This is a genomic window from Mycobacterium sp., from assembly GCF_032161845.1.
Lineage (GTDB): Bacteria > Actinomycetota > Actinomycetes > Mycobacteriales > Mycobacteriaceae > Mycobacterium.
In genome coordinates this window covers 1-14,577 of the sequence record NZ_JAVRQA010000202.1, presented here as the reverse complement: position 1 = coordinate 14,577, position 14,577 = coordinate 1, and the positions used below count along the sequence as shown (strand labels likewise).

Annotated in this window: 12 protein-coding genes, 2 tRNA genes and 1 pseudogene; 11 read left to right on the top strand and 4 right to left on the bottom strand. The window is 66.6% G+C overall.

The features are described 5' to 3' along the window. The first annotated feature begins 105 nt into the window (after nt 1-105). The 3 genes from QOD90_RS11980 to QOD90_RS11970 are packed head-to-tail and all read left to right on the top strand — an operon-like array spanning nt 106 to nt 6,022. Complete coding sequence (locus QOD90_RS11980; RefSeq protein WP_526349889.1) at nt 106-3,402, top strand: helix-turn-helix transcriptional regulator; 3,297 nt, start codon at nt 106-108, stop codon at nt 3,400-3,402. 29 nt (nt 3,403-3,431) lie between these two features. Continuing rightward, on the top strand, nt 3,432-5,018 hold the full coding sequence (gene serA / locus QOD90_RS11975) for a phosphoglycerate dehydrogenase (RefSeq protein WP_526349887.1): 1,587 nt from the start codon (nt 3,432-3,434) through the stop codon (nt 5,016-5,018). Beyond that, nucleotides 5,015-6,022, top strand: a complete 1,008-nt coding sequence (locus QOD90_RS11970; RefSeq protein ID WP_526349886.1) for a 3-isopropylmalate dehydrogenase — start codon at nt 5,015-5,017, stop codon at nt 6,020-6,022. The genes serA and QOD90_RS11970 overlap by 4 nt, the downstream gene beginning before the upstream one ends. On the opposite strand, the gene QOD90_RS11965 is transcribed toward QOD90_RS11970, so the two are convergent. Continuing rightward, nucleotides 6,019-6,342, bottom strand: a complete 324-nt coding sequence (locus QOD90_RS11965; RefSeq protein WP_526349884.1) for an antibiotic biosynthesis monooxygenase family protein — start codon at nt 6,340-6,342, stop codon at nt 6,019-6,021. The two genes, QOD90_RS11970 and QOD90_RS11965, sit on opposite strands and share 4 nt — an antisense overlap. 63 nt (nt 6,343-6,405) lie before the next feature. On the opposite strand from QOD90_RS11965, the gene QOD90_RS11960 reads away from it, so the two are divergent. Next, entirely contained in the window at nt 6,406-6,825 is a 420-nt protein-coding gene (locus QOD90_RS11960; protein ID WP_526349882.1) for a MarR family winged helix-turn-helix transcriptional regulator, read from the top strand. 12 nt (nt 6,826-6,837) lie between these two features. Here QOD90_RS11960 and QOD90_RS11955 read toward each other — a convergent pair whose 3' ends face one another. After that, a complete protein-coding gene (locus QOD90_RS11955; RefSeq protein WP_526349919.1) occupies nt 6,838-6,981 on the bottom strand; it encodes a hypothetical protein in 144 nt (47 codons plus the stop codon). Between QOD90_RS11955 and QOD90_RS11950 the strand changes: the two are divergent. Further along, nucleotides 6,950-7,348: pseudogene (locus tag QOD90_RS11950) on the top strand (hypothetical protein). The gene QOD90_RS11955 and the pseudogene QOD90_RS11950 overlap by 32 nt on opposite strands. Before the next feature lie 83 nt (nt 7,349-7,431). Here QOD90_RS11950 and QOD90_RS11945 read toward each other — a convergent pair. Beyond that, nucleotides 7,432-8,637 carry an MFS transporter gene (locus tag QOD90_RS11945; protein ID WP_526349880.1) on the bottom strand — a complete coding sequence of 402 codons (1,206 nt, stop codon included), beginning with the start codon at nt 8,635-8,637 and terminating at the stop codon, nt 7,432-7,434. A gap of 203 nt (nt 8,638-8,840) precedes the next feature. Here QOD90_RS11945 and QOD90_RS11940 point away from each other — a divergent pair, with 203 nt between their 5' ends. From QOD90_RS11940 to QOD90_RS11925, 4 genes are all read left to right on the top strand, one after another. Then, nucleotides 8,841-9,623, top strand: coding sequence for a fumarylacetoacetate hydrolase family protein (locus QOD90_RS11940; RefSeq protein WP_526349878.1), 783 nt, complete (start codon nt 8,841-8,843; stop codon nt 9,621-9,623). Continuing rightward, entirely contained in the window at nt 9,620-11,089 is a 1,470-nt protein-coding gene (gene gltX / locus QOD90_RS11935) for a glutamate--tRNA ligase (RefSeq protein ID WP_526349876.1), read from the top strand. Before QOD90_RS11940 ends, gltX begins: the two co-directional genes overlap by 4 nt. 118 nt (nt 11,090-11,207) lie before the next feature. After that, a tRNA-Gln gene (locus QOD90_RS11930) sits at nt 11,208-11,282 on the top strand. An 84-nt stretch (nt 11,283-11,366) separates the two neighbouring features. Further along, nucleotides 11,367-11,442, top strand: a tRNA-Glu gene (locus QOD90_RS11925). Between the two features lie 52 nt (nt 11,443-11,494). On the opposite strand, the gene QOD90_RS11920 is transcribed toward QOD90_RS11925, so the two are convergent. Then, nucleotides 11,495-12,196: an IclR family transcriptional regulator gene (locus tag QOD90_RS11920; RefSeq protein WP_526349874.1), complete on the bottom strand. Its 702-nt coding sequence runs from the start codon at nt 12,194-12,196 to the stop codon at nt 11,495-11,497. A gap of 89 nt (nt 12,197-12,285) precedes the next feature. On the opposite strand from QOD90_RS11920, the gene leuC reads away from it, so the two are divergent. Together leuC and leuD are read left to right on the top strand one after the other, a co-directional pair. Then, entirely contained in the window at nt 12,286-13,731 is a 1,446-nt protein-coding gene (gene leuC / locus QOD90_RS11915; RefSeq protein ID WP_526349872.1) for a 3-isopropylmalate dehydratase large subunit, read from the top strand. A 9-nt stretch (nt 13,732-13,740) separates the two neighbouring features. Then, nucleotides 13,741-14,334, top strand: coding sequence for a 3-isopropylmalate dehydratase small subunit (gene leuD, locus QOD90_RS11910; RefSeq protein ID WP_526349870.1), 594 nt, complete (start codon nt 13,741-13,743; stop codon nt 14,332-14,334). Nucleotides 14,335-14,577 lie beyond the last annotated feature (243 nt).

Here is a 14,577-nt window from a genome sequence, read left to right as displayed (position 1 = left end):
ACGGCGAAGCGGCATCGGCCCGACCGAGACGTTCCAGCTCACGGCGATGGGAATACGGGATTTCCCCGACGTTCTCGGGGTCAGCGTGGCCGCATGCTGACTAACATGAGCGAATCTGGTCTACGGACCGAACCCTTGAACTGGAGCGACCTGGGTATGAACGAGTTGCCCACGGGAACGGTCACACTGCTGCTCGCCGACATCGAGGGTTCCACGAGGCTGTGGGAGGCCGACGCTGACGCCATGACGGTGGCGGTCGCCCGGTTGGACCGCGAGATCGGCGAACTCGTAGCAGCGCATCGGGGTGTGCGACCGATCGAGCAGGGTGAGGGCGACAGCTTCGTCGTCGCGTTCACGCGTGGCAGCGACGCGGTGGCGTTCGCACTCGACCTGCAGCGTGCACCGTTGGAGCCCATTCGACTTCGGGTCGGCATCCACACCGGGGAGGTCCAACTTCGCGACGAAGGTAACTACATCGGGCCGACGATCAACCGAACTGCCCGGCTGCGCGACCTGGCGCACGGCGGGCAGGTGGTGCTCTCGGGCATCGCCCAGATGTTGGTCGGCGACCTGCTCCCCGCGGATGCCTGGTTGACCGACCTCGGCACTCACCAACTGCGCGACCTCCCACAACCGGAACACGTTCTGCAACTGTGTCATCCGGAACTCCGGTCTGAGTTTCCAGCGTTGCGCACCTCCAAAGCGGCTCATTTTCAACGCCTTCCGGCCCAGTTGACGAATTTCATTGGAAGGCAGCAGGAGCTGGCCGATCTGCATCGGTTGATCGACGTCAATCGTGTGGTGACGCTTACCGGCGCCGGCGGGGTTGGCAAGACGCGACTCGCCATCGAGGTCGCCTCGCGCGCCACGGACCTGTTCGGCAGCGAGGTCTGGTACGTCGACCTGGCACCGATCAGCGATCCGAAACTGGTGGAGGTGACGGTGGCCCGCACGCTCGGCCTCACCGACCGGCCGGGCCTTTCCACGATGGACGAGCTCTGGAAATTCGTCGGGGAGCGACGAATCCTGATGCTGCTAGACAACTGCGAGCACCTGATCGACGCCGTCGCAGCACTCGTCGTCGACCTCGTCAGCGCGTGCCCACGAGTGTTCGTGTTGGCCACCAGCCGAGAACCCGTCGGCGTGGCCGGGGAGGTGACCTGGCGGGTGCCGTCACTGTCCCTGGCGCACGAAGCGGTCGAATTGTTCACCGACCGGGCCCGGTTGGCGCGCGCCGACTTCGTCCTCACCGATCGACACACGGCCAGTGTGGAGGAAATCTGCCGACGTTTGGACGGCATGCCGTTGGCCATCGAGCTGGCCGCGGCGCGCGTGCGAGCGCTGTCGTTGGCTGACATCGTGGACGGGTTGCATGATCGCTTCCGGCTCCTTACCGGCGGTGCGCGCAACGCCGTTCGTCGGCAGCAGACGCTGCGGGCGTCGGTTGAGTGGTCTCACGCATTGCTCACCGAGCCCGAACGCGTGTTGTTTCGACGGCTGGCGGTCTTCGTCGGCGGATTCACCCTAGATGCTGCGCAGTCGGTGTGCGGCGGAACCGATTTGGCGGACTTTCAGATCTTCGACCAGCTTGGGCTGCTCGTCGACAAGTCACTAGTGGTGAGCGAGTTGTCCACGGACCGAACGCGATACCGGCTACTGGAGACGGTGCGGCAGTATTCGCAGGAGAAGCTGAGCGAGTCCGGGGATGCAAACGCCGTCCGCGATGGGCACCGGGACTACTACGCGCGATTCGCCGAGCTGATCGATTCCAGGATGCAGGTGCGTGACGAACAGATGTTGGAACTCGCCGAAACCGAGTTCGACAACGTCCGTGCTGCATTTGCGTGGTGTCGCGAGAACTGTGACCCGGAAGGCGCGTTGAAGCTGGCCTCATCGTTTCATTCACTGTGGCTTCCACTTGGGCGGATGCACGAGGGTTTGGAATGGTTCGATTTGGCGTTCTCGACCGAGCCGGCAGGGAATGACCGGCCGTCGGCCGTGGTGCGGGCCCGGGCCCTCGCCGATAGGGGCATGCTCGAAATGATCGCACTCGGCGCCGGCGCCACCGAACACGTCGAACAAGCGCTCGCGATGGCCCGCGAGATCGGTGATCCGGCTCTGCTGATGCGGGCCCTCGTGGCCCGCGGTTTCATCGCATCTGGCTGTGCCGAGTCGGCCGACGGATATCTCGCCGAGGCGCTCGGACTTGCCCGCGAGTCGGGGCAGCGCTGGATGCTCACGGACATCCTTGGCACTCAGTCGAACCTGGCGTTCATGGCGGGTGACCCCTTGGCAGTGCTCGAAAGCGCTGCGGAAGGCCGCGACGTCGCCGACGCCATTGGTGACCATGGCACGGCGCACCAATGTCGGACATGGCTCGCCTGGGCTCAAATGACAATGGGTGATCCCACGGGAGCGGTCGCGCTGTTCGAGGCTGCGAATTGCCGGGCCGACGCGGACCGGATCTGGGGCGTGGTCGCCACCCACTACCAGGCGCAAGCGTTGTGTCGACTGGGGCAAGTGGAGTCGGCTGAGGCCATGTTCGACGAGGCGATGCCGGCCGCCGCGGAACTCGGGGGGCTGTGGTTGGGCAATTCGTCTGCTGTGCGGGCCGTCGGGGCGCTGGCCGCAGGCGACGTCGGGACGGCCGAGAGGATGGGCCGGATTGCGTTGGAGCAGTTGGCTGGTGCCCCGTTTCATCAGCAGATGTACGTCTATCTGTCCGCCGAGGTCGCGTTGGCGACCGGCGACACGGACACCGCCTCTCGATGTGCGGACGAAGCGGTCACAGTGGCGACGGGATGGTCCCTCATCGAGTCGCTCACGACGCGTGCCCGGGTGGCGCTCAGAACGGGCCAGTGGCCACAGGCCGAACGCGACGCCCACGACGCGCTTGCGCTCGCCGCTGAACTAGGGGCGCTGCTCGGAGTATCGAACATCCTCGAATGCCTGGCCGCCTCGGCGGCAGGCGTCGGTAGCTTCGACGAGGCGGCCCGCCTCTTCGGTGCCGGCGACGCCGCGCGGAGGCGCATGGGCATCGTTCGGTTCGTGGTTCACCAGGCGGACTACGAGGCGGCCGTCGCAACCGTTCGCGATGCGCTGGGCGACGACGACTTCGACCGCGCGTGGGCCGACGGCAGTGGCCTCTCCACCGACGAGGCCATCGCGTACGTGAGGCGGGGCCGCGGAGAACGCAAACGTCCGGCTGCGGGCTGGGCCGCACTCACTCCCACCGAGCGCGACGTCGTTCGATTGGTCAGCGAAGGCCTTGGAAACAAGGACATCGCCGGTCGGCTGTTCGTGTCTCCGCGGACAGTGGAGACGCATCTCACGCACGTCTACACCAAGCTCGGCCTCAAGTCCCGGGTGCAACTCGCTCAGGAGGCGGCCCGCCACGACTGACGTTCGGAACGCCCCACTACGCTAGCCGCGTGAGCCTGCCCGTTGTTTTGATCGCCGACAAACTCGCCGAATCGACAGTTGCTGCCCTGGGTGACCAGGTCGAGGTGCGCTGGGTCGACGGCCCCGACCGGGAAAAACTGCTGGCCGCAGTCCCGGAAGCCGACGCGCTGCTGGTGCGCTCGGCGACCACGGTCGATGCCGAGGTCATCGCCGCGGCGCCCAAGCTGAAGATCGTCGCCCGCGCCGGTGTCGGCCTGGACAACGTCGACGTCGACGCCGCCACCGCCCGCGGGGTGCTCGTCGTCAACGCACCGACGTCGAACATTCACAGTGCCGCCGAGCACGCCATGGCCTTGCTGCTCGCCGCGGCCCGCCAAATCCCGGCCGCCGATGCGACGCTGCGTGAGCACACCTGGAAGCGGTCCAAGTTCTCCGGCGTCGAGATCTTCGGCAAGACGGTCGGCGTGGTGGGGCTCGGCCGCATCGGCCAGCTCGTCGCGGCACGGCTGGCGGCGTTCGGCGCGCACATCACCGCCTACGACCCCTACGTGTCGCAGGCCCGAGCGGCCCAGCTCGGCATCGAATTGCTGACGCTCGACGAGCTGTTGGGTCGCGCCGACTTCATCTCCGTGCACTTGCCCAAGACCAAGGAGACCGCGGGTCTGATCGGCAAGGAGGCGCTGGCGAAGGCGAAGCCGGGGGTGATCATCGTCAACGCCGCCCGCGGCGGCCTGATCGACGAGCAAGCCTTGGCGGACGCCATCAGGAGTGGCCACGTCCGCGGCGCCGGACTGGACGTCTTCGCCACCGAGCCGTGCACCGACAGCCCGCTGTTCGAGCTGCCAGAGGTCGTCGTCACCCCGCACCTCGGTGCGTCGACGGCCGAGGCGCAGGACCGGGCCGGCACCGACGTCGCGGCCAGCGTGAAGCTCGCGCTGGCGGGGGAGTTCGTGCCCGACGCCGTCAACGTCGGAGGTGGTGTCGTCGGGGAGGAGGTCGCGCCGTGGCTGGACCTGGTGCGCAAGCTGGGGCTGCTGGTGGGTGCGCTGTCGGCCGAGCTGCCAACGAATCTCTCCGTGCAGGTGCGCGGTGAGCTGGCATCCGAAGAGGTTGGCGTACTTCGACTCTCGGCGTTGCGTGGCTTGTTCTCCGCGGTCATCGAGGATCAGGTGACGTTCGTGAACGCGCCGTCGCTGGCCGCCGAGCGCGGCGTGGAGGCGGCCATCGCCACCGCACCGGAGAGCCCCAACCATCGCAGCGTCGTCGACGTGCGCGCAGTGGCCGCCGACGGGTCGACTGTCAACGTGGCAGGCACGCTGTCGGGTCCGCAGCAGGTGGAGAAGATCGTCCAGATCAACGGTCGCAATCTCGATCTGCGCGCCGAAGGCGTGAACCTGATCATCAACTACAGCGACGTGCCGGGGGCGCTCGGCACGATCGGCACCAGGCTCGGCGGTGCCGGGGTCAACATCCTGGCCGCACAGCTCAGCCAGGACGCCGACGGCGAGGGCGCGACCATCATGCTGCGGTTGGACCGTGAGGTGCCGGACGACGTACTGGCCGCTCTCGGCACGGACGTCGGCGCGACGACGCTGGAACTGGTGGACCTGTCGTGAAACTGGCCGTAATCGCCGGCGACGGCATCGGACCCGAGGTCATCGACGAAGCCATCAAGGTGCTCGACGTCGTCAAACCCGGCGTTGAGAAGACCAGTTACGACGTCGGCGCTCGGCGCTACCACGCCACCGGGGAGGTCATGCCCGACGGCCTCGTCGACGAACTGCGCACGCACGACGCGATCCTGTTGGGTGCCATCGGCGATCCGTCCGTGCCAAGTGGGGTGCTCGAGCGGGGCCTGCTGCTGCGGATGCGGTTCGAACTCGATCACCACGTCAACCTGCGGCCGTCGAAGCTCCACCCCGGTGTGAGCAGCCCGCTGGGTGAAGTGGACATCGACTTCGTCGTCGTGCGTGAGGGCACCGAGGGGCCCTATACGGGCACCGGTGGCGCGATCCGCGCAGGCACTCCGCACGAGGTGGCCACCGAGGTGAGCCTGAACACCGCGTTCGGCGTGGAACGCGTGGTGCGCGATGCGTTCGTGCGGGCGTCGAAGCGGCGCAAGCACTTGACGCTGGTGCACAAGACGAACGTGCTGACCTTCGCAGGCAAGCTGTGGTCGCGCGTGGTGGCCGAGGTGGGTGCGGAGTTCGCGGACGTCGAGGTCGCCTATCAGCACATCGATGCCGCCACGATCCACATGGTCACCGATCCCGGTCGCTTCGACGTGATCGTCACCGACAATCTGTTCGGCGACATCATCACCGATCTGGCGGCTGCGGTCTCCGGTGGCATCGGTCTGGCCGCCAGCGGCAACATCGATGCGACGCGGACCAACCCGTCGATGTTCGAACCCGTGCACGGTAGTGCACCCGACATCGCAGGCAAGGGCATCGCCGATCCCACTGCGGCGGTGATGTCCGTCGCGCTGATGTTGGCTCACGTCGGTGACGACGAGGCTGCGGCACGGGTCGACGCGGCGGTCGAGGCACACCTCGCCACCCTGGACGGCGCGAAGCTGTCGACCTCCGAGATCGGTGACAGGATCGTGGGCCTGCTCTAGCGGCCGTGCACCGACTCAACGGTGTACAGATGCGGGTCGAAGCGCTGGGCGAGTGCAGCGGCGGGCGCCATGTGCTCGCGGGCGGCGGGGTCGGCCAGCATCGCCTGGTACGCCTCGGCGGTCTCCCATTGCGCGTAGTTGACGACGCGGGTTCCGTCGGTGCTGACGTGAATGTTGGCCGATATGAAGCCGGGAACGTGGCGCATGACCTCGTCGGTCGCGCGGTCCAGCATCGCGGTCAGTTCGCCCGCCTTCTCCGGGTCGACGGTGAACACGTTGATCAACGTGGCGTGGGGAGCGTGTCGTTCGATGGTCGTCACTGTGCGTCTCCTTTTGTCAGGTTCCTTACATCTTCCACGGTAGCGCAATGTAAGGTTCCTGTCATGTACGCACCGGAGGTCGAGCGTAGCGCCGGGTATCTGGTGAAGCGCGTCCAGCAGTCGCTGCGACGGCGCTGCGACGCGGCGCTACGGCCAACCGGACTGTCCATGGCGCAGTACGCGGCCCTTCGCGCCCTCGCCGACCACCCCGAGGCGTCGGCGTCGGAGTTGGCGCGACTGTGCTTCATCACCAGGCAGTCGCTGCAGGATCTGCTGACGGGCTTGCGGACGTCCGGCCTGGTGCGAGCGGCGTCGCCGCTTGCCCTCACCCACGAAGGCCGCAAGCGGCTCGGGGACAGTCACGACGTGGTGATCGGTGTGGAACGCGAGATGGTGCAAGGACTTTCACCGAGCGCGAGGCGGCAGCTGGCCGACCTCCTGACCCAGTGCGCGGAGAACCTCGAGAGCGGCGCAGCCGGTTGACCGGGGGACTGCTCACCAGGTCACGCTGACGCAACAGTGCTGGCTGTTACCCATCGGATCGGCGTTCTTCGCGGTGGGAACGGCTCCCGGCTTCGCGTCGTCCGCCGGAGCAGGCGCGGCGAACGTGCTGTGCTTCGTCGGCTCCTGGTTCTTCACCTGTGCGGCGTGGATTCAGCTGTGCGCTCGGGGCCCGAGGGCAGTGTCGAATGGTTCTCTGCGGCGGTGCAATTCGGGGGGACCGTGCTCTTCAACGTCAGTACCGGCGCCTCGGTGTGGGCGCGTGCCGTCCTTGCCGAGCGCCGACTGGTGTGCGCCGGACGCCACCGGATCGGTGGCCATCCTCATCAGCGCCGCGCTCGGCGTCAGCGCCGTCGGAGCCTTCGTGTTCGAGTCGGGCACCACGGCCGACGAGGCGGTTGCCAACCTCGGCACCTTCATCGGTGGCGCCCACCCAGGAGATTCTTCCCTCGTCGATCAGCACTGCGGCGGACGGCACGGGGTGGCGTTCCGGTTCCGTCGATGAGGGTGGCGTTGCGAGCAGTAGCGATGGCATCGGGGTGAACTTCACCAGGCCGCCCAGCCTCTGCGCACAAGGTTCGCCGATGCCTATTCGGTGGGTGGTTGACTCCGCAGCGGGTCGGCGTCGACGGGTACCAATGGCAGTGCGATCAAGGGAAATAGCGCGCACACGGCGAACGCCAGCGGAAAGCCGGCCGCGGTGATCAGAGCGCCGAACACCGGCGGCACGATGCCGGTGGTGAGCAGCTGGCTGGTGTTCTGCGTGCCGAGGGCGCGTCCGCTCCAGAACGGTCCCGCGATCTCCGCGATGGCGGTGAACGCCAATCCGTTGTCGGACACCGTGATGACCGACGCGGCCACCATCACCGCGATGGACAGCGGCGAGTGCATCAGGTCGGTGACCGCCAGCAGGCCCATCGCGACGGCCGCGCCGATGGCGATGGTTCTGATGGGGTGCAGCCGCGACCCGGTCTTGTCGGACCAGCGGCCGGCGGCGATTCGTCCTGCCGCGCCGAGCAGTTGAGCGAAGGTCACCATGGCGCCCGCCGACGCGGCCGACCATCCGCGGTCGCTCATCAACCACACCAGGGTGAAGGTCCAGACCAGACACTGCGGTACGACGAGCAGCACCGAGACGGCGTGGATGCGCCACAGTGTCGACGACCCGCGATACGGATTGGCGAGGTCGTCGGCGTGCGCCTCCGCCCGAGGGGGTCGTGGCGGGTCGAGCACGCCGATGGCGCTGATCACCGCGGCCGCGGCGCAGGCGATCGCGGGGAAGAGCAACGCTGCGGTGATGCCGTTCGTCTCGGCCAGTTGGGGTATGACGAGGGCGCCGAGACCGACCCCCAGCGGCTGGGCGGTCTGCCGGATGCCCATGACGAGGCCCCGCTGGTGCGGCGGAAACCAGCCGACCACCAACCGGCCGCTGGCGGAGTTGCTGCTCGCCGCGGCCATGCCGCCGAGGAACAGGAAGACGCCGATGACGAAGAGGGAGTCCGCGGTGGCCGCCGCGAACGCGGCAGCGGCAGTGAGGGCGGAGCCGACCCCGAGGACCAGGCGCTCACCGAATCTGTCGACGACGTAGCCCCAGGCGATGAGGGTCACGACCATGCCGAAGCTGGGCAGCGCCGAGATGAAGCCGGCCTCGGCGAGATCCAGACCGCGCTCGGTGTGCAGGGTGGGGATCAGAAACGCCACGCCGTTGATGAAGACGTTGGCACACAGCGTGGCCGTGAGGGCGATCGCCAACATCGACCATCGACGCATGGTGCCTATCGTCATGACGTCCATATTGGCACTTGCGTCTCAGCATGTTAAATCAATATCCCATTATTTAGGATATGGTGTCGCCGCCGAATCCCAAACGCGTTGATATAGCGCTGACAGTCGAAAATCGTGGGCAGACTGACTGTGAGCGCTACGTCGACGTCGTTCGGGACAAGACGCGACCCCGTTCCTCAGGAGGGTGAGCGACGCTTACTAGGCTGTGAAAAATGCGCCTCGGTCGAATTGCCAGCCCAGATGGGGTCGCCTTCGTGAGCATCGAAGGTGACCCCGCAACAGATGCGGTCGCCCGCGAGATCGCCGAGCATCCGTTCGGCGACCCCACCTTCACAGGTCGATCCTGGCCGCTGGCCGACGTGCGACTGCTCGCGCCGATCTTGGCCAGCAAGGTGGTCTGCATGGGCAAGAACTACGCCGCCCACGCCGCCGAGATGGGCGGTGAGGCACCCGAGGATCCGGTGATCTTCCTCAAGCCCAACACCGCGATCATCGGGCCTAACGTGCCCATCCAACTCCCGGCCGATGCCCACCCCGTTCACCACGAGGGGGAGCTGGCCGCCGTGATCGGCAGGCCGTGCAAGGACGTTCCCGCGTCGAAGGCCGCCGAGAACATCCTCGGCTACACCATCGCCAACGACGTGTCCGCGCGCGATCAGCAGAAGAAGGACGGTCAGTGGATGCGGGCCAAGGGTCACGACACCTTTTGCCCGGTCGGTCCGTGGATCGATACCGACATCAACCCGTTCGACCTCGATCTCCGGACCGAGGTCAACGGTGAGATTCGGCAACACAGCCGGACCTCGCTGATGATCCATGACATCGGCGCCATCATCGAGTGGGCGTCGGCCGTGATGACCCTGCTGCCTGGTGATCTGATCCTGACCGGGACGCCGGAGGGCGTCGGTCCCATCGAGGACGGCGACACGGTGAGCATCACCATCGAGGGCATCGGCACGCTGACCAATCCCGTTGTGCGCAAGGGTAAGTCATGACTTCGCAGGTGCGAGTCCGGTTTTGTCCCTCACCGACGGGGACCCCGCACGTCGGGCTGGTGCGGACGGCGCTGTTCAACTGGGCCTACGCCCGCCACACGGGCGGCACGTTCGTGTTCCGCATCGAGGACACCGACGCCGCACGCGACAGCGCGGAGAGCTACGCCGCCATTCTCGACGCGCTGCGCTGGCTGGGACTCACCTGGGACGAGGGCCCGGAGATCGGCGGCCCCTACGCGCCATACCGGCAGTCCGAGCGCAGCGAGATCTACCGTGACGTCGTATCCCGACTGCTGGCCGCGGGTGAGGTCTACGAGGCCTACTCCACGGCCGAAGAGGTCGAGGCCCGCCACGTGGCGGGCGGCCGAAACCCCAAGCTGGGCTACGACAATCACGACCGCACCCTCACCGATGCCGAGCGTGCGCAATTCGTCGCCGATGGGCGCAAGCCCGTACTGCGGCTGCGGATGCCCGACGAGGACCTGACGTGGAACGACCTGGTGCGCGGGCCGACCACGTTCGCCGCAGGCACGGTGCCCGACTTCGCGATCACTCGCGGCAGCGGGGATCCGTTGTATACGTTGGTGAACCCCGTCGACGACGCCCTGATGAAGATCACCCACGTCCTTCGTGGCGAGGACATCCTGCCGTCCACCCCTCGCCAGATTGCCCTGTACCAGGCGCTGATGCGCATCGGCGTGGCCGATCGGGTTCCCGAATTCGCCCACCTGCCAAGCGTTCTCGGCGACGGGAACAAGAAGCTTTCGAAGCGCGATCCCCAGTCGAATCTCTTCCTGCACCGTGACCGCGGCTTCATTCCCGAAGGTCTGTTGAACTACCTGGCGCTGTTGGGCTGGGGGATCGCCGACGATCACGACCTATTCAGCCTCGACGAGATGGTGGCCGCCTTCGACGTCAAGGACGTCAACTCCAATCCTGCACGCTTCGACCAGAAGAAGGCCGATGCGATCAACGCCGAACACATTCGACTGCTCGACGCCGCCGAGTTCACCGCGCGGTTGCGCGATTACTTCGTTGCGCACGGTCATGACACCGGCTTGGACGACGCCGGCTTCGCCGACGCGGCGACGCTGGTCCAGACGCGCATCGTCGTGCTCGGTGACGCTTGGGACCTGTTGAAGTTCCTCGACGAGGCGTCATACGTGCTCGACGAGAAGTCCGCAGCCAAGGAGTTACGGGCCGACGCGGTACCGGTGCTCGACGCGGCGCTCACCGCCCTTGAGGCAGTGGGTGAGTGGTCCACCGAGGGGATCGAGGCAGCGCTCAAGACCGCGCTGCTGGAGAACCTCGAGCTCAAGCCGCGCAAGGCCTTCGGCCCGATCCGGGTGGCGGTCACGGGTGCCTCGGTCAGCCCGCCGTTGTTCGAGTCGATGGAGTTGCTCGGCCGCGACCGCAGCCTGAGCCGGTTGCGTGGCGGTCGTGACCACGCGGCCGCTGAGGCGTGAAATTCGGGGCCGAAATGTTTGGTAGTGTGCTCGTCGGTCGGTGATTGCACACGCTGGTTAGTCCCAGCGGGTGTTGGACCTGCAAAACGCCTTGTGACCAGCGGTTATAGGCGGCCCATGGGGTATGGTGTAATTGGCAACACAGCGGTTTCTGGTACCGCCATTCTAGGTTCGAGTCCTGGTACCCCAGCCAATTCCGGTAGACGGCAAGCGACGGCGAAGTGATTAGGTCGGCGTTCTTCACCTGAGCTATGCTGTCGAACCGGAATCAGTTCTAGCCCCCGTCGTCTAGCGGCCTAGGACGCCGCCCTCTCACGGCGGTAGCGTGGGTTCGAATCCCATCGGGGGTACCAGTAGTGCCAGCGCCCGCAGTCGATGCGGGCGCTTCTTCATTTGACGGCAGCACTAGAGCCGTCGGGTCAGCGCATCCGCGGCGGCGAGTAGGTCCGCGGCCCAGCGCGCGCCGGGCCTGCGTCCCATTCGATCGATCGGACCCGAGACGGAGACGGCTGCCACCACGGCGCCCCGTGCGTCACGCACCGGCGCTGACACACTCGCCACGCCCGGTTCCCGTTCCGCGGCGCTCTGCGCCCAGCCGCGCTTGCGCACCTCCGCCAACGTGCGGTCGGTGAACTTGGCGGCCGGAAGGACGGCAGCCTGCGTCGCGGCGTCACTGTAGGCAAGGAGGATCTTGGCGCCCGATCCGGCCGTCATGGGCAGCCGAGTGCCGACGGGCACCGTGTCACGCAGGCCGGCTGGCGGTTCGAGGGCGACCACGCAGACGCGCGACATGCCTTCGCGTCGATACAGTTGCACGCTCTCCCCGGTGATCTCGCGTAGCCGTGGCAGCACGGCGGCACTCGCGGCGAGCAGCGGATCATCGACCTGCCCGGCCAGTTCGTTCAATGCGGGTCCCAGGCACCATCTGCCGTCGGCGTCCCTGGCCAGGAGTCGGTGGACTTCGAGGCCTGCCGCCAGGCGGTGCGCGGTGGCCCGAGGTAACCCCGTGCGTTCACACAGTTCGGCGAGACCACATGGCGACTCGGCCACGACGTGCAGCACGCCCACCGCTTTGTCGAGCACGCCGATGCCGCTATCCTGTCTCATAGGGAGATACTAGCGTCCCGCATATTGAGACGCCCGTGATGAGACCCAGCCACGACATCCGCAGCGCCCTCTGTGGATCGCCTTAAGGAATGAACACGGTCATGACCGATACACCACGCACCATGGCAGAGAAGGTGTGGGCCGACCACGTCGTGGTCACCGGCTCCGGGGAAGGCGCTGCGCGCGAACCCGACCTCATCTACATCGATCTGCACCTCGTCCACGAGGTCACCAGCCCCCAGGCGTTCGACGGCCTTCGGATGGCAGGCCGCCCCGTTCGCCGGACCGACCTCACCATCGCCACCGAAGACCACAACGTGCCGACCATCGACATCGACAAGCCGATCGCCGACCCCGTCTCGCGGATCCAGGTCGAGACACTGCGGCGTAATTGCGCGGAGTTCGGCGTCCGCCTCTACCCGATGGGCGACGTCGAGCAGGGCATCGTTCACATCATCGGCCCGCAACTGGGTCTGACCCAGCCGGGTACGACCGTCGTCTGCGGCGACAGCCACACCTCGACCCACGGCGCGTTCGGTGCGCTCGCGATGGGCATCGGCACCTCGGAGGTCGAGCACGTGCTCGCGACCCAGACCCTGCCGCTGCGTCCGTTCAAGACCATGGCGGTCAACGTCGATGGCGTGCTGCCCGCGGGCACCAGCCCGAAGGACGTCATCCTGGCGGTGATCGCGAAGATCGGGACCGGCGGCGGGCAGGGGTACGTGATCGAATATCGCGGCAGCGCCATCGAAGCGATGTCGATGGAGGGCCGGATGACGGTCTGCAACATGAGCATCGAAGCCGGCGCGCGCGCAGGCATGGTGGCACCGGACGAGACGACGTTCGAGTACCTGAAGGGTCGTCCGCATGCCCCGGCCGGCGCCGACTGGGATGCCGCCGTCGAGTCGTGGAGCCAGTTGCGCACCGACGAGGGAGCCGAATTCGACACCGAGGTCTACCTCGACGCCGCGACGCTGAGCCCGTTCGTCACCTGGGGAACCAACCCCGGCCAGGGCGTGCCGCTGAGCGCAGCCGTTCCAGACCCGGAACTGATGTTCGACGAAGGGGAGCGCCAGGGGGCCGAGAAGGCGTTGGCCTACATGGATCTTCGGCCGGGTACCGCCATGCGCGACATCGCCATCGACACGGTCTTCGTCGGATCCTGCACCAACGGGCGGATCGAAGATCTCAGGGTCGTCGCCGACCTCTTGCGCGGTAGGAAGATCGCCGACGGAATGCGGATGCTGGTGGTGCCCGGATCCATGCGGGTCCGCGCGCAGGCCGAATCCGAAGGCCTTGGTGAGATCTTCACCGCTGCGGGTGCCGAGTGGCGCCAGGCCGGATGCTCGATGTGCCTCGGCATGAATCCCGATCAGCTCGCGCCGGGGGAGCGCTGCGCGGCGACGTCCAACCGAAACTTCGAAGGGCGGCAGGGCAAGGGCGGCCGCACGCACCTCGTCTCGCCCGCGGTGGCCGCGGCGACGGCCGTGCGCGGCACCCTTTCCTCGCCAGCCGATCTGCCCGAGAATCGCTAGGAGACAGCCATGGAAGCCTTCCGCACCCACACCGGGATCGGTGTTCCGCTGCGCCGGTCCAACGTCGACACCGACCAGATCATCCCCGCGGTGTACCTGAAGCGGGTCACCCGAACGGGTTTCGAGGACGGTCTGTTCGCGGCCTGGCGTAACGACCCCTCGTTCGTCCTCAACCTCCCGCCCTTCGACAAGGGTTCGGTTCTGGTGGCCGGCCCCGACTTCGGCACCGGCTCGTCCCGCGAGCACGCGGTGTGGGCGCTGATGGATTACGGGTTCCGGGTGGTGATCTCTTCCCGGTTCGCCGACATCTTCCGCGGCAATTCGGGGAAGGCGGGTCTTCTTGCCGCCCAAGTTGCCCAAGACGATGTGGAACTCCTGTGGAAGCTGATCGAGCAGCAACCCGGGCTGGAAATCACTGTGAATCTGCAAGATCGGAGCATCACCGCGGGAACGGTCATGTTGCCGTTCACGATTGACGACTACACCGCATGGCGATTGCTCGAGGGGCTGGACGATATAGGCCTTACGCTGCGGAAACAGGACGATATTACCGATTTCGAACAGCGTCGTCCGCGCTGGAAGCCACGCACTCTGCCGGTCTGACGGCGGCCAGGACGGGGCCGAAAACGCGCCCAGCAAGCCTGTTTTGGGACCGCCGTACCACCGCCGGTGTGGGGCAACCTGATTGCCGAATTGTCAACCAGCTATCCCTGAAATTCGGCGTGGCTCTTGGAAATCAGCGGTGTAAAGGTTTACCGTAGCTTTCAGTTGGCTCAAGGTGGGCCACTGGCTTCGGAGGTTTTGCATGAACAAGGCAGAGCTCATCGACGTCCTCACGGACAAGTT